Here is a 22,332-nt window from a genome sequence, read left to right as displayed (position 1 = left end):
AGGTGGTACCGGTGCCGGCCGGGGCCGCGCCCCGATGCGGGGCGACCGGTCAGCCGGTCGCGGCGCCCGGCGGCGACGACCCGGGGGTGCCCGGCGAGGACGGCCCGGGGGCGGCCGGGGACGGCCGGGGGCGGCGGCGGAACGCGCGGGCGGCCGGCCACCAGGCGGCGGCGAGGACCACCGCGACCCCGGCGAACCACGGCACCCGCCACCACCGCGCGAGCCGGTCGGTCGCCACCGGGCCGGGCGCGGCGTGCTCACCGGACGCGGTCAGCGACCAGACGAGGAACGCGTCGCCCACCGGCAGCATTCCGCCCAGGTAGCGCCGCTGCCCGCCGGTCTCCACGGCGGTCCCGGTGGCCTCGGCGAACCCGGTGAGGGCGGCGGCCGCCGCCGCGTCCCCGAACAGCACCGCGTCGCCGAGCGCGACCGTGCTCGCCGACGCGGACAGGCCGAACACCAGCGGCCCGGAGTCGACGTCGCCCGGGGAGTCGTCGCCGCGCGGGTGCTCCCGGATGCCGGGAAGCGGGGCGGCGGTGGAGCCGAAGCGGTCGAGGAACACCGCGTAGTCGGCGGCCGCCCACTCCGGGTCGACCTCGGCCAGGAAGCGCAGCAGGAGCGCCTGGGAACTGCCCCGGGCGCCCTCCAGCGGGGCGCCGGTGAGCGGGTCGACGCTGTGCGGGATGAGGCCGGTGGCGGGGTCGAGGCGGTCGCGGACGGCGTCGGACCACCGGTCGAGCGTCGCGGTGTGGTCGGAGGTGCCGTGCACCCGGTCGGACAGGCGCAGGACGGCGGCGCCGACCACGCTGTCGACCGGCCACGCCAGGCCGGGGTAGGCGGTGAGGTAGGGGGTGCCCGAGCGCAGCGCGTCGGTGAAGGCGGCGTCGAGTTCGGCGGCGTCGCGGGCGAGCGCGGCGGCCTCCTCGGGGGCGGCGGCGGGCCCGCCGGCGAGTTCCACGACGCGGCCGCGCAGCCAGGCCGACCATCCGGCGTGGTAGACGCCGTACGCGGGCGCGGCCTCGGCCGGGAACGGGGCGGTGCCCGCCGGGGACTCCAGCCGCTCCAGCGCCCACCGCGCCTCTTCCAGGGAGGCGGCGCGCTGGCCGGGGTCGAGGACGGCGGTGTTGACCCGGCTCAGCCCGTACAGGGCGTGCAGGAAGGCGTAGCCCTCGGGGAACAGCAGCTGCATCCGCTCGCCCGCGCCGGAGTCCAGCTCGGCCCGCAGGAACGCCAGGCGGGGCAGCGCGTCGGCGGCGACGGCCCGGCCGTCCCGGCCGACGGGCGGCGGCGTGAACGACCGGATCGAGGGCACGCACACGCAGGCCGTGACCAGCAGGGCGGCGACGACGGCGAGCACGCGCCGAACCGGCCGCCCGGCGGGAGGGGGTTCGCGGTCCATCGCCCCATTGTGGACGCCCCCGGAGGACGACGGGACGGGCGGAACGCCGGCGCATCACGCCGGGACGGCCCCGAGGCGGGACGCGCTGGTGCGGCGCGGCACACGGACGGCGGCGCGACCCCACGGCAGGCCGGAAGCGGGCCGCGTTGGGGCGCCCCTACCGCCACCCGGCGGAAGGGGGTGGCGGTCCATCGCTCCAATGTGGACGCCCCCGGAGGACGACGGGACGGGCGGAACGCCGGCGCATCACGCCGGGACGGCCCCGAGGCGGCCCCGCTGCGGGGGCGCCCCGCCCCCGCAGCGGGCCGCCGTGGGGAGGGGGTGGCGGCCCGCTGGGGATGCGGCGCCGTGGCGGCCGCCGAGTGGCCCCGGCGCCGGGGTGGTGCCGGGGCGGGGGCCGGGTCAGCAGATGGTGTCGGCCGGGGGGAGTTCGGTGGTGCGGAGGTAGTGGTCGGCGTGGGCGATGACGCAGGCGTCGCCCATCCAGTAGAGGCCGTGGCCGGGGCCGTCGCGGCGGATGGTGACGCCGCCCTCGACCGCGTCGACGGCGCGCGCCGTCGACCCGCCGTCGGACCAGCTGCCCGCCCCGAGCATCGGCGGCACCTCAGCGGGGAGCGGACCGGGCGGGTTGCTGACCGGGGTCGGCCAGCCGGCGCAGGACAGGATGTTGCCGTACATCTGGAGCCGGCCGCCGGTCAGCGGGGCGGCCTCCTCGATCCGTTCGGCGGTCGCCGCGGCCTCGGCGTGGTCGGCGGGGTACTCCCAGTCCAGGCACTCCACGACCCCGGGCATGGGGAATCCGGCGAACGGGCGTTCGGGGTCGGTGACGAAGCCGGAGGCGTCCCCCTCCAGCCCGTCCGCGATGGCCTGGGCGACGCCCGCCCACTCCGGCCCGGGGGTGGAGCGGAACAGGACGCCCACGGCCGCGTGCTGGATGTCGCGCCCGGTGTAGTCGACGTCCGCGACGGGCGCGGGGATGGGTTCGCTGTCGGCGGCGTCGATCAGCTCCCGCCACAGCGCGGGCACGTCCCGCCCGTGCAGCGCGCACGACGCGTCCTCGGCGCACCAGTCGGTGAACCGCCCGAACGCCTCGTCGCCGTCGGCGGCGAAGCCCTCGTAGACCGCGTCGCCCGCCTCGGTGTGGTCGGCGACCCCGTCCAGGTAGAGGGTGCGCACCCGCTCCGGGAACAGGCGGGCGTAGGTCTGCCCGATGGTGCCGCCGTAGGAGGTCATGTGCAGGTTGAGCCGCCGCTCCCCCAGCGCCCGGCGGACGGCCTCCAGGTCGCGGGCGTGGTCGGCGGAGCCCATGTGGTCGAACAGCTCGGGGTCGGCGGCGCGGCAGGCGTCGGCGGTCTCCCGGTTGGCGGCCGCCAGGTCGTCGAACGCCGCCTGGTCGGCGGGGAGCGCGGGGCTGCGCACGTAGTCCCATTCGCAGTCGATCGGGGTGCTGAACCCGCCGAACCCGCCGGGGTCGCCGCGCAGGTCCCAGGTGACGACGTCCATGTGCTCGCGCAGCCCGGCGAAGGGCGCGCCGAGGGTGCCGAGGTACTCGATGCCGAATCCCATGGGCCCTCCGGGGTTGACCAGCACCGAACCCTCGGCGCGGCCCTCTTCGGTGTGCGGGAGCCGGCCGAGGGTCAGCGTGATGTGCCGGCCGCGCGGGTCGGCGTGGTCGACGGGGACGCGGAGCTCGGCGCACTCCATGCCGGCCCCGTAGTCGCCCTCGGGGCAGTCGCCCCAGTCGAGTCGGCCGCCCGCTGCGGCGGACGGCTCCTCGGCGGCGGCCGCCGTCGCCGCGAGCGGGACGAGGACGGTGGTGAGGGCGGTGGTGACCGCGAGCGGCAGGGCGGCCGTCGCACCGGGTCTACGCGAGTGGAAAAGCCGTACGGGCGGGCGGGGCATGGGCGCCTCCTCGGTCGGGTCCGCACACGCTCGCGCATCCGCCCGCCCCGGCACATCGGGCCGGCGTCCGGTCCGCTCCCTCCGCCCACGGTCCGAGGCGAGCGGCCCGCCGCGCCCCGGGTCCGCCCACCGGACGTTCCCCCTGAGGCGCACGCGCCCCGGCCGCCCCACCCGCCGCCCCGCCTCCGGGCGGGCGCCGCCCGGCGTCCGCGCAGCTCAGGCGGTGCCGGTGGGGCGGTGTCGGTAGGCTGAGCGCATGGCCGACCCGCAGGAAGTCCTCACGCAACGGGTCCAGTCCGCGCTCGGCGCCGCCCTCGGTGCCGAATACGCCGCGACCGACCCCGTCATCCGCCCCTCCCAGTTCGCCGACTACCAGGCCAACGCCGCTCTGGCGCTGGCCAAGCGGCTCGGCCGAAAGCCGCGCGACGTCGCCGCCGACGTCGTCGCGCGCCTGGAGGTGGACGACGTCTGCCGCGAGGTCGGCATCAGCGGCCCCGGGTTCATCAACCTGACCCTGCGCGACGACTGGATCGCCGACCGGGCGCAGGACGTGCTGGCCGACCCCCGGCTCGGGACGCCCGAGCCGCCCCGGCAGAACATCCCCATCGACTACTCGGCGCCCAACGTCGCCAAGGAGATGCACGTCGGCCACCTGCGCACGACCGTGGTCGGCGACGCGCTGGCGCGCACCCTGGAGTTCCTGGGGCACAACGTCATCCGGCAGAACCACATCGGTGACTGGGGCACCCCGTTCGGCATGCTCATCGAGCACCTGCTGGAGGTGGGGGCCGACTCCCCCGAAGCCGACCTCGTCAAGACCGACCCGAACGCGTTCTACCAGGCGGCGCGCGAGAAGTTCGACGCCTCGGAGGACTTCGCGGGCCGCGCCCGCCGCCGGGTGGTCGCCCTCCAGGCCGGCGACCCCGACACGCTGCGGCACTGGCGCGAACTGGTCGACCTGTCGAAGGTCTACTTCAACCGGGTCTACGCCACGCTCGACGTCACGCTCACCGACGCCGACCTCGCCGGCGAGAGCACCTACAACGACGCGCTCGCCGGCATCTGCGACGAGCTGAGCGCGAAGGGCATCGCCGAGGTCAGCGAGGGCGCGCTGTGCGTGTTCCTCGACGGCTTCACCGGCCGCGAGGGCAAGCCCGTCCCGCTGATCATCCGCAAGAGCGACGGCGGCTACAACTACGGCACGACCGACCTCGCCACCGTCCGGCGCCGGGTCGAGGAGCTGCACGCCGACCGCATCGTGTACGTGGTGGGCGCCCCGCAGGCCATGCACTTCCGCATGGTGTGGGAGACCGCGCGCCGGGCGGGCTGGCTGCCCGAGGACGTCGAGACCGTGCACGTGCAGATCGGCAACGTCCTCGGCGAGGACGGCAAGATCCTGCGCACCCGCAGCGGGCGGTCCATCCGGCTGATGGCGCTGCTGGACGAGGCGGTCGAGCGCGCCACCAAGGTCGTCGCCGAGAACCGGCCCGACCTGGACGACGCCACGCGCGCCGCGATCGCCCGCGAGGTCGGCATCGGCGCCGTGAAGTACGCCGACCTGTCGGTGGCGCACGACACCGAGTACGTGTTCGACTTCGACCGCATGCTGGCGCTCAACGGCAACACCGGCCCCTACCTCCAGTACGCCACCGCGCGCATCCGGTCGATCTTCCGCAAGGGCGGGCTGGCCCCCGAGGACGCCACCGGGCCGATCGCGGTCACCGAGCCCGCCGAGCGGGCGCTGGCGCTGACCCTGCTGGGGTTCGGCCCGACCGTGGCCAAGGTCGGCGAGACGCTGGAACCGCACCGGCTGTGCGCCTACCTGTTCGACCTGGCGCAGGCGTTCACCTCGTTCTACGAGCAGTGCCCGGTGCTCAAGGCCGACGACGACGCGGTCCGCGCGTCGCGGCTGGCGCTGACCGCGGCGACGCTGAACGTCCTGGTGCGGGGGCTCGGCGTGCTGGGCGTGCGCGCGCCCGAGCAGATGTAGGCCGACCGCGCGGTGCGGGGGCGTCCCTTCGGGGGCGCCCCCGCCGCGTTTCCGGGGGCGCCCCCGGCGCTTCCGGCGCTCCCGGGGGTCCCGGCGGACGCGGGGGCGTCAGGACGGGGTCTGGCCGCGCGGGCCGCCGGGCGGCCGGCCGTCGTCGCTCGGGGAGGGGTCGGGCGGCTCGCTGGGCGTCGGGGGTTCGGGGTCCTCCGACTCGGTGGGGTCCGGGTCGTCGGGCCGGTCCGGGCGGTCGGGCCGGTCGGGGCGGTCGGGGCGCCCGTCGCCGCCGTCCTCGTCGTCGCCGCCGTCGGGGCGTCCCCCTGGCTCGTCGCCGGACTCCTGCGCGCCGGAGCCGCCGTCGGCCCCGGCCCCGGTACCGCCCGGGGTCGCGCTCGGCCGGGTCTCGGCGCCGCCGGTGGCCGCGCCCTCCGGGCTGGGCGAGGGCCCGCCGGTGGGGCCGGTCGACGTCGCCCCGTAGTCGGCGGGCGGCGGTTCGTCGACCTGGACGTCCGCCCCGCTGCCGGCCAGGCTCATGCCGACCAGGGTGACGCCGCCGGCGATGACGAGCACGGACAGGACCGTGCCCATCACGATGGTGCGCCTGCGTTTGCGCAGGCGCTCCTGCCTGCGCCGCGCGCTCCGGGTCTGGCCTTCCGGCCGCCGCTGCTCACCGCTCATGGGGATCGCTGACTACTCGGTGGGGTCGCCCGGCCGCGCGGCACCGGGGGGAGGCGGTGCGGGCGGGCCGAGCCGTCGGACGGGCGGGCCGCGCCGCGCTCGTGGGGTCGCGGCGGACACGTCTAGCACCGAACTGTAGATAACCCGCCGTTCACTGACACCCCACCGCCGATCGGTCTTTCGTCCGTAAAGCCTTAACGGCAGGCATTCCGGACTGCGGCGTGTGACGCATACGACACCCCGGTGGGCCCGGAAGTCCCTTCCGTGCAGCGGTTCCGCCGTGGTGGGGCGCCGCCCGCGGCCGCGGGCGGGCGCACCGCCGGTCCTCCGGGGGCTGGCCGGAACCGGTCAGCGCGGGCCCGGCGCTCAGCGGCGCCCGGCGCTCAGCGGGCGGTCAGCACCAGGGCCACCACGGCGAGCAGCCGCCGCCGGGGTCCTCGGGCTCCTCCGGGTCGTCGGTCTCCGGCGGTTCGGGCGACGGCGGGACGGTCGTCGGCCCGGGGTCGGGCTGCCCGCCTCCGGGCGGCGGGTCCTGCGGCTCCGGGTCGGCGGGCTCGGGGTCGGGCCGCTCCGGCTCGGCGTCGGCGGGCTGCTCGTCGGGCTCCTCGGCGCGCGGGGACGGCGAGGGCGACGGCACCGCGGCCGAGGGCGAGGGCGACGCCGACGGCGCCGCCACCGGGCTGGGCGACGGGGAGGGCGGGCGCGCGGACTCCGACGCCTCCGGGGCCGCCGACTCCACCGAGGGGACATCGGGGCGCGGCGCCGCCTGGAACGGCGCCTCCTCGCCCCGGCCCAGGGAGGCGACCACGACCGCGACCGCCGCGACCGCCCCCGCGCAGGCCACAGCGATCAGCGTCAGCCGGGCCCGGCGCCGCCGGCGCTCCTCGTTGCGGCGCTCGACCCGGGACGGCCCGTCGCCGTCCGCCGGCGCGCCGCCGGCGTCCTCGGCCCCGGGGCCGCCCCGCCGCACGCGCGGCTCGTCGTCGGAGGGATCGTCAGGCATCACAGGAGTCGCGTTCTCTTCGGGGGGTGGGAGGGGTCGCGCGGGCGGGACCGCGCGCCGGTGCCGCCCGGCCCGCTGGACCGTGACCGCTTACCCCATACCCCCCGCCCCCGACGTGTCAAATGGGCGGGCGTGTCCGCTTCGCCCACCCCCGGGTCGGGCGCCCGCCTCTGCTACGGGCGCCCCGCCCCCGGTCACCCGCGCGCGACGAAGCCCTCGATCTCGCTGCGCTCCGGCATGGAGGTGCTGGCGCCGCGCCGCTGCACCGACAGCGCCGAGGCGGCCGACGCGAACCGGAGCGCGTCCTGCGGCGCCCGCCCCTCGGCGCGGGCCACGGCGAACGCGCCGCAGAAGGTGTCGCCCGCCGCCGTGGTGTCGACCGCCCGCACGGTCCGCGCGGGCACGTGCAGCGGGTCGGCGCCGCGCCGCCCGTACAGCGAGCCGTCCTCGCCCAGGGTGACGATGGCCTCGGGCACGCGGCGCAGCAGCGCGGCGAGCGCCGTGCGCGGGTCGGCCTCGCCGGTGATCGCGGCGGCCTCGTGCTGGTTGGGCACCATCAGGTCGACCAGTTCGACCAGCTCGTCGGGCAGGTCGCGGGCGGGGGCGGGGGTGAGGACGGTCGGCACCCCGGCCTCGCGGCCGGCCCGCGCGGCCGCCACGACCCCCTCCATGGGCAGCTCCAACTGGAGCAGCAGCGCGGCGCTGCCCGCCAGCAGGCGGCGGTCGGCGTCGCCGACACCGGTCATGGCGGCGTTGGCGCCCGCGACGATGATGATGGAGTTCGCCCCGCTGCCCTCCACCACGATGTGCGCCACCCCGCTGGGCCCCGGCACCGTGCGCAGCCCCGACACCTCCACCCCGGAGTCGACCAGGTTGGTGCGGAGCTGGGTGCCGAACGCGTCGTCGCCCACGGCGCCGAGGAACACGACGTCGCCGCCCGCCCGCGCGGCCGCCACGGCCTGGTTGGCCCCCTTGCCGCCGGGCACCTGCGCGAAGCCGGTCCCGGCGACGGTCTCCCCGCTGGCCGGGGCGGCGTCGACATAGGCGACGAGGTCCATGTTGATGCTGCCGAATACCGCGATGCGCGGCGCCGTTGTCGAAGTCACGGTGCCGAGATTACCGAGGTGGGCGCGGGCGGGCCCCGACCGCCCGCCCGGCGGAGGGCCGGGCGGGCGGTGGCGGCGGGCCGGCTACGGGGCGTCGGGGGCCGGCGCGGGGGCGCCGTCGAGGTCGACGATCACCGGGGCGTGGTCGGAGGCGCCCTTGCCCTTGCGCTCCTCGCGGTCGACCATGGCGCCGGTCACCCGGCCGGCCAGCGCGGGCGAGGCGAGCACGAAGTCGATCCGCATGCCCTTGCGCTTGGGGAAGGACAGCTGCTTGTAGTCCCAGAACGTGTACACGCCGGGGCCGGGGGTGTGGGCGCGGGCGACGTCGGTGAACCCGGCGTCGACCACGCCGGCGAACGCCGCGCGCTCCTCGGCGGAGACGTGGGTCTTGCCCTCGAAGGCCGCCATGTCCCACACGTCGTCGTCCTGCGGCGCCACGTTGAAATCGCCGCAGAAGGCAAGCTGCGCGCCGGGGTCGGCGGCCAGGCGGTCGGCGCCGAACGCGCGCAGCCGGTCGAGCCACCGCAGCTTGTAGGCCAGGTGCGGGTCGTCCAGTTCGCGACCGTTGGGCACGTACAGGCTCCACACCTCGACGCCGCCGCACACGGCGCCGATGGCGCGCGCCTCGGCGGCCTCGGGGTCGCCCCACCCGGGCTGCTCGGGGAAGCCCACCCGGACCCCTTCGAGGCCGACCCGCGACAGGATGGCCACCCCGTTCCACTGCGACAGGCCGTGGTGGGCGACCTCGTAGCCGAGACCGGTGAACGCCTCCCAGGGGAACTGGTCGTCGCGGCACTTCGTTTCCTGGATGGCGACGACGTCGACATCGCTGCGCGCCACCCAGGCCGCGATGCGGTCCACGCGGGCCCGGACGCTGTTCACGTTCCACGTTGCAATTCGCACATCCGCCAGGCTAGCGGCCCCGGCGGGGGCGCGGCGGCGCACCGCCGGGGCCGCCCGCGGACGAGGTCTCGGTGCGGCCGTCCTCCGCACCGAGACCTCTCGGCGTCCGCCCGGCGCCCGGCCGGGCTCGCGCCCCGCTCTCTCCGACGGGCGGGGGCGCCGTCCGGTTCACCCGTCCCCGGGATCGGCGCCGGACCGCCCCGCCCCGGGGGCCCGACTCGCCCGGGATGTCCGCACTCAGCAAGTTCCCAGCGGCCGCTCGGCATCGTCCCAGCCGCGCCCGGCAGGGTGGGCCCCGGGTCGCTCTCGGGCGGCCGGCCGCCGCCGCGCGGGGGCCGCCGCCCGCGTGCGCGTCCGGGCCGCATCCGGGGTGGGGGCGGTCCGGACCCCGTTCGGCACCGTCCGCCGCGCCGGGCCGCGGGGCGTCCCGGTGTCCCCGGGGGCGGTGGGCGGGCGCGCTCCGCCGCCCCCCGGAACGGGCCCGGCGCGCGGCGCCGGGCCGCGCCCGCCGCCGCGGCGGGGGCCGGGCCTGCGGCATCATGGAAGGCGCCCAGATCGCCCCCTGGGAGTCCGACCGAGGTGAGACATGACCGAGACCGCGACACGTCCGCACGTGCTCGTGATCGACGACGAGCCCAACATCCGCGACCTGGTGCAGGCCGCGCTGCGGTTCCACGGCTTCACCGTCACCACCGCCGAGACCGGAGGCGAGGGGCTGGACCTGGCGCGCGACCGCCACCCCGACCTCATCCTGCTCGACGTGCTGCTGCCCGACGTCACCGGCTTCGACGTGTGCCGGCGGCTGCGCGACGCGGGCGACGACGTCCCCGTCATCTACCTCACCGCCCGCGACACCCCCTCCGACACCGTCACCGGCCTGTCCCTGGGCGGCGACGACTACGTCACCAAGCCGTTCTCCGTCGAGGCGCTGATCGCCCGCATCCGGGCGCTGCTGCGCCGCACCCGCCGCGACGACCCGGCACCCGAGACCGGGCGGGGCGACGACGGCGTGCTGCGCGTCGCCGACCTCGAACTCAACGAGCGCACCTGGACGGTGCGGCGCGCCGGGGTGCCCATCGAGCTGTCGCCCACCGAGTTCCGCCTGCTGGCCTACCTCATGGGCAACGCCGGGCAGGTGCTCACCCGCGCCCAGCTGCTGGAGAACGTGTGGGGGTGGGACTACGCGGGGCAGTCGCAGATCGTCGAGACCTACGTCAGCTACCTGCGGCGCAAGCTCGACCCGCTGGGCCCCGCCCTGATCCACACGCAGCGGGGCGTGGGGTACGCGCTGCGCGTGCCCGACCCCGCCGCCTAGCCGATGCTGCACGGACGGCTGCGGTCGCGGCTCCTCGTCGGCCTGCTCTCGGTCACCGGGGCCGGGCTGCTGGTCACCTGCGTGGTGGGGTTCCTGACCCTGCGCGCGTTCATCACCGACCGCATCGACGCCCAGCTCGTGCTCGCCGCGGAGCGGGCGATGGTGCGGCTCGACAACGACACCCCGCCGGTCGGCATCGACGCGCCGAGCCCGTCGCCGTACTTCGTCGTGGTGATCGACCCGGCCACCGGCGAGGTCACCCAGGTGTACGGCGACACCGAGCGCGAGGACGTCGTCCTCGACCGGCTCACCGCGCTGCCCACCGACACCCTGGAGGCGTACGGGCGGACCCGGGAGATCTTCGAGATCGACGGCGGCGACGACGGCGTCTCCCCGCACCGCACGACCGTGCGGATGCGCCCCGAGGGGATCATGGTCACCGGGGTGCCGACCGTCGACCGCGAGCAGTACACCTGGCAGCTCGTGCTCACCCAGACCATCACCGCCGGGCTGCTGCTCGGCGGGCTGGCGCTGGCCGGGCGGTGGCTCATCGTGCGCGGGCTCGAACCGCTGGGGCGCATGGCGACCGCGGCCAACCGGATCAGCGTCGGCACCGACATGTCGGTGCGCATGCCGGGGTCGGAGTCGCACAGCGAGGTGGGGCGGCTGGCGTCGGCCATCAACACCATGCTGCGGCGCATCGAGGACGCGTTCGACGCGCAGCGCGAGTCGGAGGAGCGGGTGCGCGCGTTCGCCGCCGACGCCTCCCACGAGCTGCGCACCCCGCTGACCACCATCCGCGGGTACGCGGAGCTGTACCGGCAGGGCGCCATCCCCGACGAGGAGCTGCCCGGGGCGATGCGGCGCATCGAGAACGAGGCCGAGCGCATGAGCCGGCTCGTGGCCGAACTCCTCGAACTCGCCCGCCTGGACCGGCACGGGTCGCTCCAGCTGGGCGCCACCGACCTCGCCGAGGTCGTCCGCGAGATGGTGGCCGACGCGCGCGCCGTCGACCCGGCGCGGCCGATCGCCCTCGACGCGCCCGAGAGCCTGACCGTGCGGGCCGACGAGGCGCGGGTCCGGCAGATCCTGGCGAACCTGCTGGCCAACGTCGGCGAGCACACCCCGGAGGGCGTGTCGGCGCGGGTGCGGCTGTCGGCCGACGGCGACACCGCCGTGCTGGAGGTGGCGGACGACGGGCCGGGGATGTCGCCGGAGGATCTGCGGCGGGCGTTCGACCGGTTCTACCGCGGCACGCGCGCCCCCGGCGCCGGCAGCGGGCTGGGGCTGGCCATCGTGCACGCGATCGCGGCGGCGCACGGCGGGCGCGTCGACCTCGCCTCCACCCCCGGGGCGGGCACCACGGTGACCGTCCGCATCCCGGCCCGCCCTCCGGAGGACCGGGACCCGGCGTGAGCGCGCGGCCGGGGGGCCGGCCGCCGCGGCGTCAGGCGGGGCGCCCGTCGCGCTTCGGGCGGGCGCCCTCCCGCGCGGTGCGGCGGTGGAGGGCGCGCACCGTGTGCTTCCCGGCGCCGCGCGCGGGCGTCCGGGTGGCGCGCATCGCCTCGGCGACGGAGTGGGTCCGCTCGATGCGGTCCAGGCGCCGCGCGGTCTCGTCGGAGGTCCGCTGGACGCCGCCGACGGCACGCTTGATCGCGTTCGCGGTCAGCTGGGCGTCCTGCATCTGCTGCTCCGTCCGGAGGGCCCGGTCACCGGCCTCCCGCCTGTCGCGTGCGTGCTCCATGACCAGGTAGTTGAGCTGCCGGCCGAGGTTGCCCATGAACCCCTTGATCTTGTCGAGCTTGTCGATGCCGGCGGGGCCGAAGGTGACTGCGGCGATGGCCGCAGTGGCTGTCGCGAACGTTTGAAACGTGTCCATGGGGCGTCACTGTAACCAGGTGCGGACCGCCCGGCGCCCGGAGTGGGACGGGTCCCGCCGCGCCGACGCGGCGTCAGCGGGGCCGGTCGCCGCGTGCGGCGGCCCCGGTGCGGCGCGGCCGGGTGCGCACGGCGAGGGCCGCGCAGGCGATCACGGCGCCGCCGCCGAGGACGGTCGGCCAGGTGAGGGGTTCGCGCAGGAGCAGCGCCGCCCAGCCGATGGTCAGCACCGGCTGGACGAGCTGGATCTGGCCGACCCGCGCCATGGGCCCGATGGCGAGCCCCCGGTACCAGGCGAAGAAGCCGAGGAACATGCTGACCACGCCCAGGTAGGCGAACGCGGCCCACTCGGCCGGGCCGCCGCCCGGGGGCTGCCGGAGCACCGCGGCGCCCGTGAGGGCGGCCATCAGCGGGGCGGACAGCACCAGCGCCCACGAGATGGTCTGCCAGGCGCCCAGATCGCGGGCGAGGAGCCCGCCCTCCGCGTACCCGACCGCGGCCGCCACGACGGCGCCGAGCAGCAGCAGGTCGGTCCAGTGCGCCCCGCCGGGACCGCCGCCCTGCGCCCACGCGAACCCGACGGCCGCGGCGGCGCCGGCGGCGGCCGCCGCCCAGAACGCGAGCGGGGGGCGCTCGTGCGCGCGGAGCACGGCGGCCACCGCGGTCGCGGCCGGCAGCAGCGCGATGACGACGGCGCTGTGGCCGGCCGAGGCGGTGGTGAGCGCGAAGGAGGTCAGCACCGGGAAGCCGACGACCACCCCGGCCGCGACGACGGCCAGGCGGAGCCACTGGGTGCCGCGCGGCGGGCGCTGCCGGGTGAGCGCCAGCGCGGCGGCGGCGAGCAGGGCGGCGACCACCGCGCGGCCGCAGCCGACGAACAGCGGCGACATGGCCCCGCCGTCGACGGCGGACCGGGTGAACGGGACGGTGAGGGAGAACGCCGCGATCCCGACGAGGCCCCACCCGAGGCCGGCCCGGGCGGACGGGGATAGCACCGGCGCCATGGAATGGATAGCGCTACTCTTGTTCGACATGACCAACGATAGCAGCGCGCGTATCGTCGCCGGGCTCCGCGCATGGATCGCGACCGCGGCGCCGGGCACACGCCTGCCGTCGACCCGGGCGCTGGTCGCCGAGTACGGGGCGAGCCCGGTCACGGTGCAGAAGGCGCTCCGCACCCTGGCCGCCCAGGGGGCGGTGGAGGCCCGGCCCGGTGTGGGCACCTTCGTCCGCGCGGTCCGCACCGCCCGCGCGCACGACCACGGGTGGCAGACCGCGGCGCTCGGTGCGGCGCCGAGCCGCGCGCCGCGGCCGTCCGCCGCGCTGCGCAGCGCGCCGAACGACGTCGTCGCCCTGCACTCGGGCTACCCGGACCGGGAGCTGCTGCCGGAGCGCCTGGTCCGGGCCGCGTTCGCCCGCGCGTCCCGGGGCGGGCCGGCCGTCGCCCGCCCGCCGACGGCGGGGCTGCCGGAGCTCCAGGCGTGGTTCGCGGCCGAACTCGGCGCCGCGACGCCGACCGGAGTCGCCCCGCCCGCGCCGGGCGACGTGGTCGTCCTGCCCGGCAGCCAGAGCGGCCTCGGCGCGGTCTGCCGGGCCCTCGTCGGCGCGGGGCGCCCCCTGCTGGTGGAGTCGCCGACCTACTGGGGGGTGATGCTCGCCGCCGCGCAGGCGGGGGTGCGGCTGGAGCCCGTCCCCAGCGGGCCGCGCGGGCCCGACCCCGACGACCTCGCGCGGGCCTTCGAGCGGACCGGGGCGCGCGTGTTCTACGCCCAGCCGAACTTCGCCAACCCCACCGGCGCCCTATGGCCGGCCGGGCTCGCCGAGCGGGTGCTCGGCGTCGTCCGGGAGTACGGCGCGTTCCTGGTCGAGGACGACTGGGCGCACGACTTCGGCATCACCGCCGATCCGGTGCCGATCGCCGCGCGCGACGACAGCGGGCACGTGGTCTACCTGCGGTCGCTGACCAAGAGCGTGTCCCCGGCGGTCCGCGTCGCCGGGGTCGTCGCGCGCGGCCCGGTGCGGGAGCGGCTGCTCGGCGACGTGCGGGCCGAGTCGCTGTACGTGAGCGGGGTGCTCCAGGCCGCCGCGCTCGACGTCGTCACCCAGCCCGCCTGGCGCACCCACCTGCGCGGCCTGCGCCGGCAGCTGGCCGCCCGCCGGGACCTGCTCGCCGCCGCGCTGCGCGAGCACGCGCCCGCCGCCCGCCTCGACGCCGTGCCGCAGGGCGGATTGCACCTGTGGGCGCGCCTGCCCGACACCACCGACCTGCCGACCCTGGTGCGGGACTGCGAGGCCGACGGGGTGCTGGTCGCCCCCGGCGACGAGTGGTTCCCCGCCGAACCCGCCGGCGCCTACCTCCGGTTGAACTACTCGGGCCCCGACCCCGGTGCCTTCCCCACCGCCGCCCGCACCATCGCCCACGCCCTCACCCGCCAGGCGTAGCCGCGCCCGGCGCCGGTCCGCGCCGACACCGCCCGGCAACGGGCCGATGCGGGAGCACTTCGGTACCCGCGGGCGCGTTGCCGGGCGGCGCGGGGCCCGTCACCACACGGTCCCGGCGCCGCCGCGCTGGGGCCCGGGTCCGCGCCGCCGGCCCGAACGGGGTCCGGGTGTGCCGGGCCCGGGATAGGCCCACGGCCGGGCATGCGGGCCCGAGGTGGGGCCCCAGGGCTCACGACGCCGGAACGGCGCCGGCCCTAGGCTCCCAGCGATCTTCCTCCCCTTCCCTGGAGCCGCCGTGTCCCGCTTTCTCCGTGCGCCGCGTCCGACCGCCCCGTACGCCCTGCGGCGGTCCGCCGACCTCGGTGCGGGGACGGCGGAGTACGGCGCGGTCATCCTGCTGGTCGCCGCGGTCGCCGGGACGGTGGTCGCCTCCACCGGGGTGCCCGAGCGCGTCTCCGGGCTGATCGGCGACGCGGTGTGCGCGGTCCCCGCCGACGACGCGTGCGCGGACGCCGACGGCACCGGCCCCGCGTCCGCCGGCGCGCCGACCGGGTCGGACGCCCCGGACCGTCCGACCGGCGAGGCGGACGCACCGGCGCCCGCCGTCGACCCCGCCGTCGACCCCGAAATCCGGCCCGAGTGGGACACCCTGCCCACCGATACGGCGCTGTGCGCACCGTTGTGCTCGCCCACCGTGCCACTGGAGAGCGCCATGTTCCTGCCCAACGGGTATCCGGAGGAGTCGGTCGCCGAGACCGCCGACCGCGAACACGCCGGTGCCGACCTGGGCGACGTCTCCGGGTGCGACTTCTGGACCCTGTGCCTGGAGCACGAGATCGAGGGCGCCCACGACGATGTCCGGGAGTGGGTCGACGACGAGGCGCCGCGGCCGAACGACATCGCCGCCGAGGCGTTGCGCCGCTACCTGGACGGCGATGGCCGGACCATGGCGATCGACACCGACCGCCTGCTGGAGGACGTACCGGAGTTCCAGGAGGCGGTCACCGCGGCGCAGCACGAGATCGGGCGCCAGGCGATCGCCGAGGCCAAGAGAATCCCCCGCGACGAACTGGGCGACTCCGTCACCTTCCCGGTGAACGCCCCGTGGCGGACCTTCGGCCCCGGCGAGGACGGCACCGGGTTCGCCTACGAGGACCCGATCTGGCGCGACACCCTGGGGGACTGGCAGTACAACGTGCACGGCACGGCCCGCGTCGTCCCGCCCCAGGAGCCCGGCGGCGAGTGGACCTATGAGGTGGAGAGCGGCCTCAACATCGAGACGGAGTACGGATTCGGGCCGAGCAGGGACGGAGACGCCCTGTGGGGCGACTCGGGCGACGGCCCCCTCGGTGTGGGCACGGAGGTCGGCCGCGAGGAGCTGCACGACATGCACCGGACCGGCCTCGCGCGGGGGTTCACCATCACCGGCGGGGAGGATGGAACGCCCACGTCGGTCACCGGCCCCTAGCCGCCGCCAGGGGCGACTCCGCCTGCCCGGAAACCGCCCCGCCTCGTTGATCTTGCCGTGATCGGAGCGTGGAAGCGTTCCCATACCCCCTTTGACGTCACGATCATCGGGAATCGGCGGGGCGGAAGGGGAGTTCGGGACCTCTGGCCCTGGTGTGACAAAGGGGCGAAAGGGTTGTTCGCGGCAATCGCCCACCATTAGTATTTCGTGGATCACGCTGCGCCATGCGCCCGGCGCGCCCCGCGCGCCCACCCCACCGGGAGACCCCCGTGGGCGCCACGCATCCGTACACCTCCTGCTCAAGGAGACCCCCGTGCCTCCCACCGCCCCGTCCGACGGCGACCCCACGAACGACGGCCCGGACGCGACGATGCCGCACGCCCCCGCCCCGACACCGCAGCGGGCCGACTCCACCGCACGCGCGCCCGTCCCGTCTCGGGGGCGCCACGCACGTACCCGTGCCACGACCGCAACCGCTCCGGACCCCGCCTCCGCGGGCACGGCCGCGACGGCCTCCCCCGCCGACGACCCGACCGCGCCCGGCGCCGCGCGATCCGCGACCACCGCCGTTCCGGCGGCCAAGGGACGCCACGCTCGCATGACCTCACCCCACACCCCCTCCACCACCGACCGGGCCCCCGCGCCGCACCGCGCCGACGACCCGGCGACCGAGCCCTTCGCCGTCCCCGGGGCGGCCTCCACCGGCCGGTCCCCCGGACCCGCCGCGCCGACGGGGGACGCCGCGTCCGCACCGGCCTCCACGGGCACGGCCACCGACCCGTCCGCCCCCGCGCCGCCCCGGGAGAGCGGCGCCCACCGGGCCACCCCGCTCGACAACGGCGCCCACCACGCGGCCCCCCTCGGACCGACGACGGAACCGTTCCCCGCCACCGGCGGCGTTCCGGCGCCACCGCCGACGTCCGCCCCGCCGGTCCCGCCCGCCCCGCCGGTCCCGTGGCGCACGGGTCCTGACGCCCCCGGCACCCGCGCGGACGGCCATGACGTCGATTTCTCCGGGTTCTTCAGCGCGGCCCGCTCCGGGACGACGGCACCCGGCGGCCGCCACGCCGCCACCGGCGGCGACCCGCTGACCGACCCGTCCCCCGTGGCCCCGACGGCGGCCGCCCCGAGCGCACGGACACACGGCCCGGCCGACTCAGGGGACACGGCCCCGGCGCACACCCCGGCCACGACCGCGAGCACCGTACCGAAGTCCTCCGCCACACCGGCGGTCGCGCACGACCCCGCTGGTCCTGCTCATCCCGCCCCGACGCACTCCGCCGCACCAGTGGCCGGCGCACCACAGCGCCCCACTCCCATCGGCGGCGACCCGCTGACCGACCCCTTCCCCACTCTGTCCCCCTCCCCCGCCCATGCGCGCCCGGCCGCCTCGGCCCACGCGGCCGGCCCTTTGCACCCTGTCCCGACCGCTCCCGCGAACACCGCCCCGAAACCCGGTGCCGTATCGCCGCACCCCACCCGCACCGGTGGCGACCCGCTGACCGACCCTTTCCCCGCTGCGTCCCCCTCACCGATCGATGCGGGGCCGACCGCCCCGGCGCACGGCCCCGCCGATCCTGCGAACCCCACTCCGACGCACTCCGCCGGGCCGGTGGCCGCCTCCCCCACGCGCGGCCGCGCCGCCAAGGGCGGCGACCTGCTGACCGACCCCTTCCCGGCCCTGCCGTCCCTCCGCACCGGCCGGAGCCCCGCCGCACCGGGGACATACGGTTCCGCAGAGGGGGAGCGGTCGCCTTCGACCGCCGCAGCGCAGGACCCCGTGACCGAGCCGTTCCGCGCCGTCGGCGAGGCCGACGCCCGCGCCGCGTCCGCCGCCCCCGTTCCGGCGGATGCCCCGGCCGATCGGCCGGACGGCTCCGTCCTGGCCTCCGCACCGGACGGCCCGTTCCCCTCGGCGGGCGCCGCCGCGCCTGCTGCCGCGTGGGATGCCTTCGCGACGAGTCCCCGGCCCGCAGCCGAGGCCGATGCTCCCGCCCCGGCGGCCGAGGCGCCCGCGCCTCCGCCGAGCCCCGCCGTCGGCCGCTGGGACGCCTTCGCCACCCGCCGTCGGGCGTCGGGCGCGGGCGCACGGCCCGCCGCCGAGCGGGAGGACGCATCTTCCAGGCGCTCCGAGCGTCCGGCCGTCGATGAGGCGGCGTGGGACGCCTTCGCCACCGCCCCCGCGTGGCAGACGCCCGCAGCCTTCGGCGACGCGCCCGAGACCGGTGCACCGGCCGGCGACGCGCCGGACGGCGGGGTGCCGTCCGCCGAACCGGCCGTCCGGGCCGAGGCGCCCGCTGCGCCGCACGCCGACGGTGGCCGCTGGAGCGCCTGGACGTCCCGCGGCACGGCCCCGGACGGCGGCCCGCAAGCCGCCGTCGACTCCCCCCGCGCCACCCCCACCGCCGACGACCACTGGAACGCCTGGACGCGCCCGCAGTCGCGCCCGGCGCCGGGCGGCTCCGGGGGCCGGCCCGGGATTCCCGAACCCGAGGGGGCCGGCGCGGCCGCAGCAGCGGGCCCCGCCCTCTCCGCATCGACCGACACGAACGAGAGGAACAGCGGGATGGCGGACTCCGCTCACACGGGCGGCGCGGTGCCGCAGGACGACCCGGATCTCTCCGGTGGCGTCCCTGCCCCCGGTCAGGCGGACTCCCCCGCCGCCGACGGCGGCCCCGGGGCGACGGTGGCGGCCTCCACCGACCCGTTCCCGGCGAGCGCCGACCCGGCCCCGGACGGGTCACCGGCGTCGGCGGCCACCGCGTGGTGGAACGGTGCACCGCAGGACGCGCCCTCCCCCACGCGGGACGGCGTCCCCGGCTGGGAGGGCCGCGACCCGGCGCACGACGGCGTCGCGCCGGGCGTCTCCGCTGCCGCGTTCCGGGACGACGCCTCCGACAGCTTCGCCGCGTTCGTCGCCGAGCGGCTCGCCGCCGACCCGGCCCCCGCCGGCCTCCACGGTGCGGGCACCGTGGAGGACTCCGGGGACGGCACCTCCCCCGCCGCGACCGGGGGCGCCCCGGTGGCGGCGGACGCCGACCCGGCCGCCGCCCCGTGGGGCGCCTCCGCCGGAGGCGGCGCCACCATGACCATGGACGCCGTGCCGTCCGCCCTGCCACCCTCCCCGCCGGCCGCTGCCGCGCCGGGCGCCGACGCCCCCGGCTCCTCCGCGAATCCCTTCAGCGGCCCGCGCCCCGACACCCCCGGCTCCTTCGCCGGTGTCCCAGGGGACGCGACCGCCACCATGGCCGCCGTCGGCCCCGAGCCCGTCGCCCCGCCCACCGCCGCGTCCGGCGGGGACGGACGGGACGGCCCCGTCATCCCGGGCGGCGCGGAGATCGTGCCCGGTCCCGGCGCCGAGCCGTCGGCGCCGCGCGGCCGCCGACGGCAGCGGATGGTGCTCGCGGCGGCGGGCGCGATCGTGGTGTGCGCGCTGGGCCTCGGCGCGACGGCGGTCGTCCCGTCGATGCTCGACAGGGGACCGGCGGAGGCCGAGGACCTGAACTCGTCGGTGGTGGAGGACCCGTCCCCGTCGGCCGAGGAACCCGCGATCCCGGCCTCGCCGTCCCCCCGGGAGACCACCGAGCCGCAGGACTCGGCGCAGATTCCGGCCGACACGGTCGCGCCGCCGCCCCCGCCGTCCTCGCCGCCGCCCGACCAGCCGGAGGAGGCCCCTCCGGCGGAGGAGACCGCTCCCGCGCCGGAGCAGCAGGACGAGCTCACCGAGGAGGAGATCCGCGAGGCCTGGGAGGAGTGGATCCGGGAGAACTACGGCGGCTGACCGCCGCCGGGGCGCCCCGGCCCACGCCGGGGCCCGCTCCCTCCCGGACGTCCGCCTTGTGGGCACCGCCCGTCCCGGCCCGGGGCGGGCGCCCACCCGGGCCCCGCTCGGTCGCGGGCGCCCTCCCGGCCTCGAACGCCGACGCGCGGGTGCCCGGGGCACCGCGCAGTCGTGCGCTCCGCCGTGGCGGCCGCGCCGATCGAGCGGCCTGCGCGGCCCCGGACCCGAGCTGCACGTACGGCCTGCCCCGGGCCGCACAGAACCCATCCGCACCGAGCGGGTGGAGTCGTCCGTGCCGGGGCACGGCGTGCTCACGACGTCCTGTCGATGTCGCGGTGGCCCTTGCGGGCGAGGGCGCGGCCCGAGCGGTGGCGCGCCACGTCGTGCGGAGCGACGATCGTGCGCCTCGCCGTGGCCGCCCTACCGTCGAGGCCGATGTGGCAGGCCCACCGATTCCCTGGGTGGTCCGTGGCCCGTGGGTCCGTGGTCCGTGGTGCGGCGTGCGCGCCCCCCTGGTCCGGCCCCGCGCCCGCCGTAGGCGGCCCCGTCCTCGTCGGCGAGCAGGTGGCAACCGATGTCGCTCCACTCCTCCCTGACGGCCGGACGGAAGTCCTGGCCCGAGCGCTCCGAACGCGGCGGCCCCTCGATGTAGCGCCGCGTCACCTCGTCCGGCCGCCCCGGCCGGCGGTCCGCCGGTCGCGGGGCGCCCTCGCTCCCGAACGGAACGCGCGGCGGCATCGACCATGTGAACGTCCTCCTGACATGCGAAGCCCCGACCGACCGGGCATGGCACCGGAGCGCTAGGGCCCTTTCGAGTTCAGCGGCCCCCACGCGCGCTACAGGTACCGGCAGATGGCACGCGAAGACGTCTGCCTCACCGCCTGGCCCCTCCACGGCGTGGACGGTCCTCCCGACCGAGGACGGGTCCGTGCTGAACGGCGGCGAGAAGCGCCGACGCGGGCCGCACGCGACGGCGAGCAGTGGTTCGTCGGCAGGCGGACGGACGCGCTCCTCGGGGAATCCGACCGCCCGCCTCACCGACCTCGGCGATGCATGGTCGACGGGGAGAAGCAGGTCATCTGCCACCCGACGCGGGCGGGGTGGGGGGCCGCCCACGTGTGCGCGGGCGGGCGGGCGGAAGTGGCCGGGGTGCGGGGCGAGCGGGACGGGCGGGCGGGTTTTGCCCGGTGTCCCACCCCCGCACTATCGTCAGAACTCATGTACGAATCCGCCCCGCCGCCTCCCCACCCCCGCCGCGACGCCGTGCTGACCCCGGCGCAGGCGCGCCGGATCGCCCTGGCAGCGCAGGGTTTCGCCGACCGGCGCCCCTCCGCCCGGGCCACCGCGCGCCACCTCCAGCGGGTCATCGACCGGATCGGCATCATCCAGATCGACAGCGTGAACGTGCTGTCGCGCAGCCAGTACCTCCCGCTGTTCTCCCGGTTGGGCGCCTACGACACCGCCCTGCTCGACCGGGCGGCCACCCGGCGCGGCGGCCGGCTGGTCGAGTACTGGGCACACGAGGCGAGCCTCATCCCGCCCGCGACCCACCGCCTGCTCCGGTGGCGCATGGAGCGCGCCCGCAACGACGCGTGGGGAGCGATGCGGGCGATCGCGGACGAGCAGCCCGACCTGGTCGCCCTGGTGCGCGCCGAGGTCGAGCGGCGCGGCCCCGCCACCACCCGCGAGATCGAGGCGGCCATCGAGCACGACACCCCGCGCACCAAGGACCACTGGGGGTGGAACTGGTCGCTGGTGAAGAAGGCGCTGGAGTTCCTGTTCTGGTCGGGCGAGATCACGACCGACGGCCGCACCGCCCAGTTCGAGCGCCGCTACGACCTGACCGAGCGCGTGCTGCCACCCGAGGTCGCCGCCGCGCCCACGCCCGATCCCGACGACGCCCGGCGCGAACTGGTGGCGATCGCGGCGCGGGCCCACGGCATCGGCACGGAACTCTGCCTGCGCGACTACTTCCGGCTGCGCCCGGCCGAGGCGCGGACGGCCATCGCCGACCTGGTCGACAGCGGCGAACTGGTGCCGGTGTCCGTGAAGGGGTGGGACCGGCCGGCGTACCTGCACCGCGACGCCCGGGTTCCGCGCCGAGTGGAGGCGCGGGCGCTGCTGAGCCCGTTCGACTCGCTGGTGTGGGAGCGCACGCGCACGGAGGCGCTGTTCGGATTCCGCTACCGGCTGGAGATCTACGTGCCCGCCGCGAAGCGGGTGCACGGCTACTACGTGCTGCCGTTCCTGCTGGGCGACCGGCTGGTGGCGCGCGTCGACCTGAAGGCCGACCGGGCCGGCGGGCGCCTGCTGGTGCAGCGGACCACCATCGAGGAGTCTGCCCCGCCCGAGACCGCCGAGGAGCTGACGGCCGAACTGCGGGACATGGCGGAGTGGCTGGACCTGCCCCGGGGGGTCGTGGTCCCGACGGCGTGAGACCCGGCTCTATTCGGTGCGGCGGGCGCCCGCC

The 22,332-nt window shown here is 77.5% G+C and carries 15 protein-coding genes; 7 read left to right on the top strand and 8 right to left on the bottom strand.

The window, feature by feature from the left end; translation table 11 throughout:
- Window positions 1-49: 49 nt before the first annotated feature.
- Window positions 50-1,399: a hypothetical protein gene (locus NT8_RS09830; protein WP_245646108.1), complete on the bottom strand. Its 1,350-nt coding sequence runs from the start codon at window positions 1,397-1,399 to the stop codon at window positions 50-52.
- A gap of 402 nt (window positions 1,400-1,801) precedes the next feature.
- Entirely contained in the window at window positions 1,802-3,301 is a 1,500-nt protein-coding gene (locus NT8_RS09825; protein WP_067966609.1) for an alpha/beta hydrolase, read from the bottom strand.
- 256 nt (window positions 3,302-3,557) lie between these two features.
- Here NT8_RS09825 and argS point away from each other — a divergent pair, with 256 nt between their 5' ends.
- Window positions 3,558-5,291, top strand: coding sequence for an arginine--tRNA ligase (gene argS / locus NT8_RS09820; RefSeq protein WP_067966605.1), 1,734 nt, complete (start codon window positions 3,558-3,560; stop codon window positions 5,289-5,291).
- A 108-nt stretch (window positions 5,292-5,399) separates the two neighbouring features.
- On the opposite strand, the gene NT8_RS09815 is transcribed toward argS, so the two are convergent.
- The 4 genes from NT8_RS09815 to NT8_RS09800 form a co-directional block, all read right to left on the bottom strand.
- On the bottom strand, window positions 5,400-5,966 hold the full coding sequence (locus tag NT8_RS09815) for a hypothetical protein (protein ID WP_157515651.1): 567 nt from the start codon (window positions 5,964-5,966) through the stop codon (window positions 5,400-5,402).
- A gap of 394 nt (window positions 5,967-6,360) precedes the next feature.
- Complete coding sequence (locus tag NT8_RS09810) at window positions 6,361-6,969, bottom strand: hypothetical protein (RefSeq protein WP_067966599.1); 609 nt, start codon at window positions 6,967-6,969, stop codon at window positions 6,361-6,363.
- Window positions 6,970-7,163: 194 nt separating this feature from the next.
- Window positions 7,164-8,075, bottom strand: a complete 912-nt coding sequence (rbsK, locus tag NT8_RS09805; protein WP_084468794.1) for a ribokinase — start codon at window positions 8,073-8,075, stop codon at window positions 7,164-7,166.
- Between the two features lie 84 nt (window positions 8,076-8,159).
- Entirely contained in the window at window positions 8,160-8,978 is an 819-nt protein-coding gene (locus NT8_RS09800; protein WP_084468793.1) for an exodeoxyribonuclease III, read from the bottom strand.
- Between the two features lie 586 nt (window positions 8,979-9,564).
- Here NT8_RS09800 and NT8_RS09795 point away from each other — a divergent pair.
- On the top strand, window positions 9,565-10,293 hold the full coding sequence (locus NT8_RS09795) for a response regulator transcription factor (RefSeq protein WP_067966590.1): 729 nt from the start codon (window positions 9,565-9,567) through the stop codon (window positions 10,291-10,293).
- Window positions 10,294-10,296: 3 nt separating this feature from the next.
- Entirely contained in the window at window positions 10,297-11,709 is a 1,413-nt protein-coding gene (locus NT8_RS09790) for a sensor histidine kinase (protein ID WP_067966587.1), read from the top strand.
- A gap of 31 nt (window positions 11,710-11,740) precedes the next feature.
- Here NT8_RS09790 and NT8_RS09785 read toward each other — a convergent pair whose 3' ends face one another.
- On the bottom strand, window positions 11,741-12,172 hold the full coding sequence (locus NT8_RS09785) for a hypothetical protein (protein WP_067966583.1): 432 nt from the start codon (window positions 12,170-12,172) through the stop codon (window positions 11,741-11,743).
- Window positions 12,173-12,245: 73 nt separating this feature from the next.
- Window positions 12,246-13,166 (bottom strand): DMT family transporter, encoded by a 921-nt coding sequence (locus tag NT8_RS09780; RefSeq protein ID WP_245646107.1) that lies wholly within the window; start codon window positions 13,164-13,166, stop codon window positions 12,246-12,248.
- Between the two features lie 37 nt (window positions 13,167-13,203).
- Between NT8_RS09780 and NT8_RS09775 the strand changes: the two genes are divergently transcribed.
- The 4 genes from NT8_RS09775 (at window position 13,204) to NT8_RS09760 (ending at window position 22,298) form a co-directional block, all read left to right on the top strand.
- The gene (locus NT8_RS09775) at window positions 13,204-14,613 is read left to right on the top strand and encodes an aminotransferase-like domain-containing protein (RefSeq protein ID WP_067966577.1); all 1,410 of its coding nucleotides are present in this window, start codon (window positions 13,204-13,206) and stop codon (window positions 14,611-14,613) included.
- Between the two features lie 295 nt (window positions 14,614-14,908).
- Window positions 14,909-16,081, top strand: a complete 1,173-nt coding sequence (locus NT8_RS09770) for a hypothetical protein (RefSeq protein ID WP_067966573.1) — start codon at window positions 14,909-14,911, stop codon at window positions 16,079-16,081.
- A 1,612-nt stretch (window positions 16,082-17,693) separates the two neighbouring features.
- On the top strand, window positions 17,694-19,862 hold the full coding sequence (locus NT8_RS09765; protein WP_067966570.1) for a hypothetical protein: 2,169 nt from the start codon (window positions 17,694-17,696) through the stop codon (window positions 19,860-19,862).
- Window positions 19,863-21,080: 1,218 nt separating this feature from the next.
- Window positions 21,081-22,298, top strand: a complete 1,218-nt coding sequence (locus NT8_RS09760; RefSeq protein ID WP_067966567.1) for a winged helix-turn-helix domain-containing protein — start codon at window positions 21,081-21,083, stop codon at window positions 22,296-22,298.
- Window positions 22,299-22,332 lie beyond the last annotated feature (34 nt).

This window comes from Nocardiopsis trehalosi NBRC 14201 (assembly GCF_001552555.1).
Taxonomy (GTDB): Bacteria; Actinomycetota; Actinomycetes; order Streptosporangiales; family Streptosporangiaceae; genus Nocardiopsis_B; species Nocardiopsis_B trehalosi.
This window is presented reverse-complemented; position numbering and strand designations above follow the sequence as displayed.

Bases quoted from the DNA above. Each gene is read 5' to 3' on its own strand.
- NT8_RS09775 (WP_067966577.1), top strand. From the start codon at position 13,204: ATGACCAACGATAGCAGCGCGCGTATCGTCGCCGGGCTCCGCGCATGG.
- NT8_RS09810 (WP_067966599.1), bottom strand. From the start codon at position 6,969: ATGCCTGACGATCCCTCCGACGACGAGCCGCGCGTGCGGCGGGGCGGC.
- NT8_RS09785 (WP_067966583.1), bottom strand. From the start codon at position 12,172: ATGGACACGTTTCAAACGTTCGCGACAGCCACTGCGGCCATCGCCGCA.
- NT8_RS09790 (WP_067966587.1), top strand. From the start codon at position 10,297: ATGCTGCACGGACGGCTGCGGTCGCGGCTCCTCGTCGGCCTGCTCTCG.
- NT8_RS09795 (WP_067966590.1), top strand. From the start codon at position 9,565: ATGACCGAGACCGCGACACGTCCGCACGTGCTCGTGATCGACGACGAG.
- NT8_RS09760 (WP_067966567.1), top strand. From the start codon at position 21,081: ATGTACGAATCCGCCCCGCCGCCTCCCCACCCCCGCCGCGACGCCGTG.
- NT8_RS09825 (WP_067966609.1), bottom strand. From the start codon at position 3,301: ATGCCCCGCCCGCCCGTACGGCTTTTCCACTCGCGTAGACCCGGTGCG.
- NT8_RS09815 (WP_157515651.1), bottom strand. From the start codon at position 5,966: ATGAGCGGTGAGCAGCGGCGGCCGGAAGGCCAGACCCGGAGCGCGCGG.
- argS (WP_067966605.1), top strand. From the start codon at position 3,558: ATGGCCGACCCGCAGGAAGTCCTCACGCAACGGGTCCAGTCCGCGCTC.
- NT8_RS09830 (WP_245646108.1), bottom strand. From the start codon at position 1,399: ATGGACCGCGAACCCCCTCCCGCCGGGCGGCCGGTTCGGCGCGTGCTC.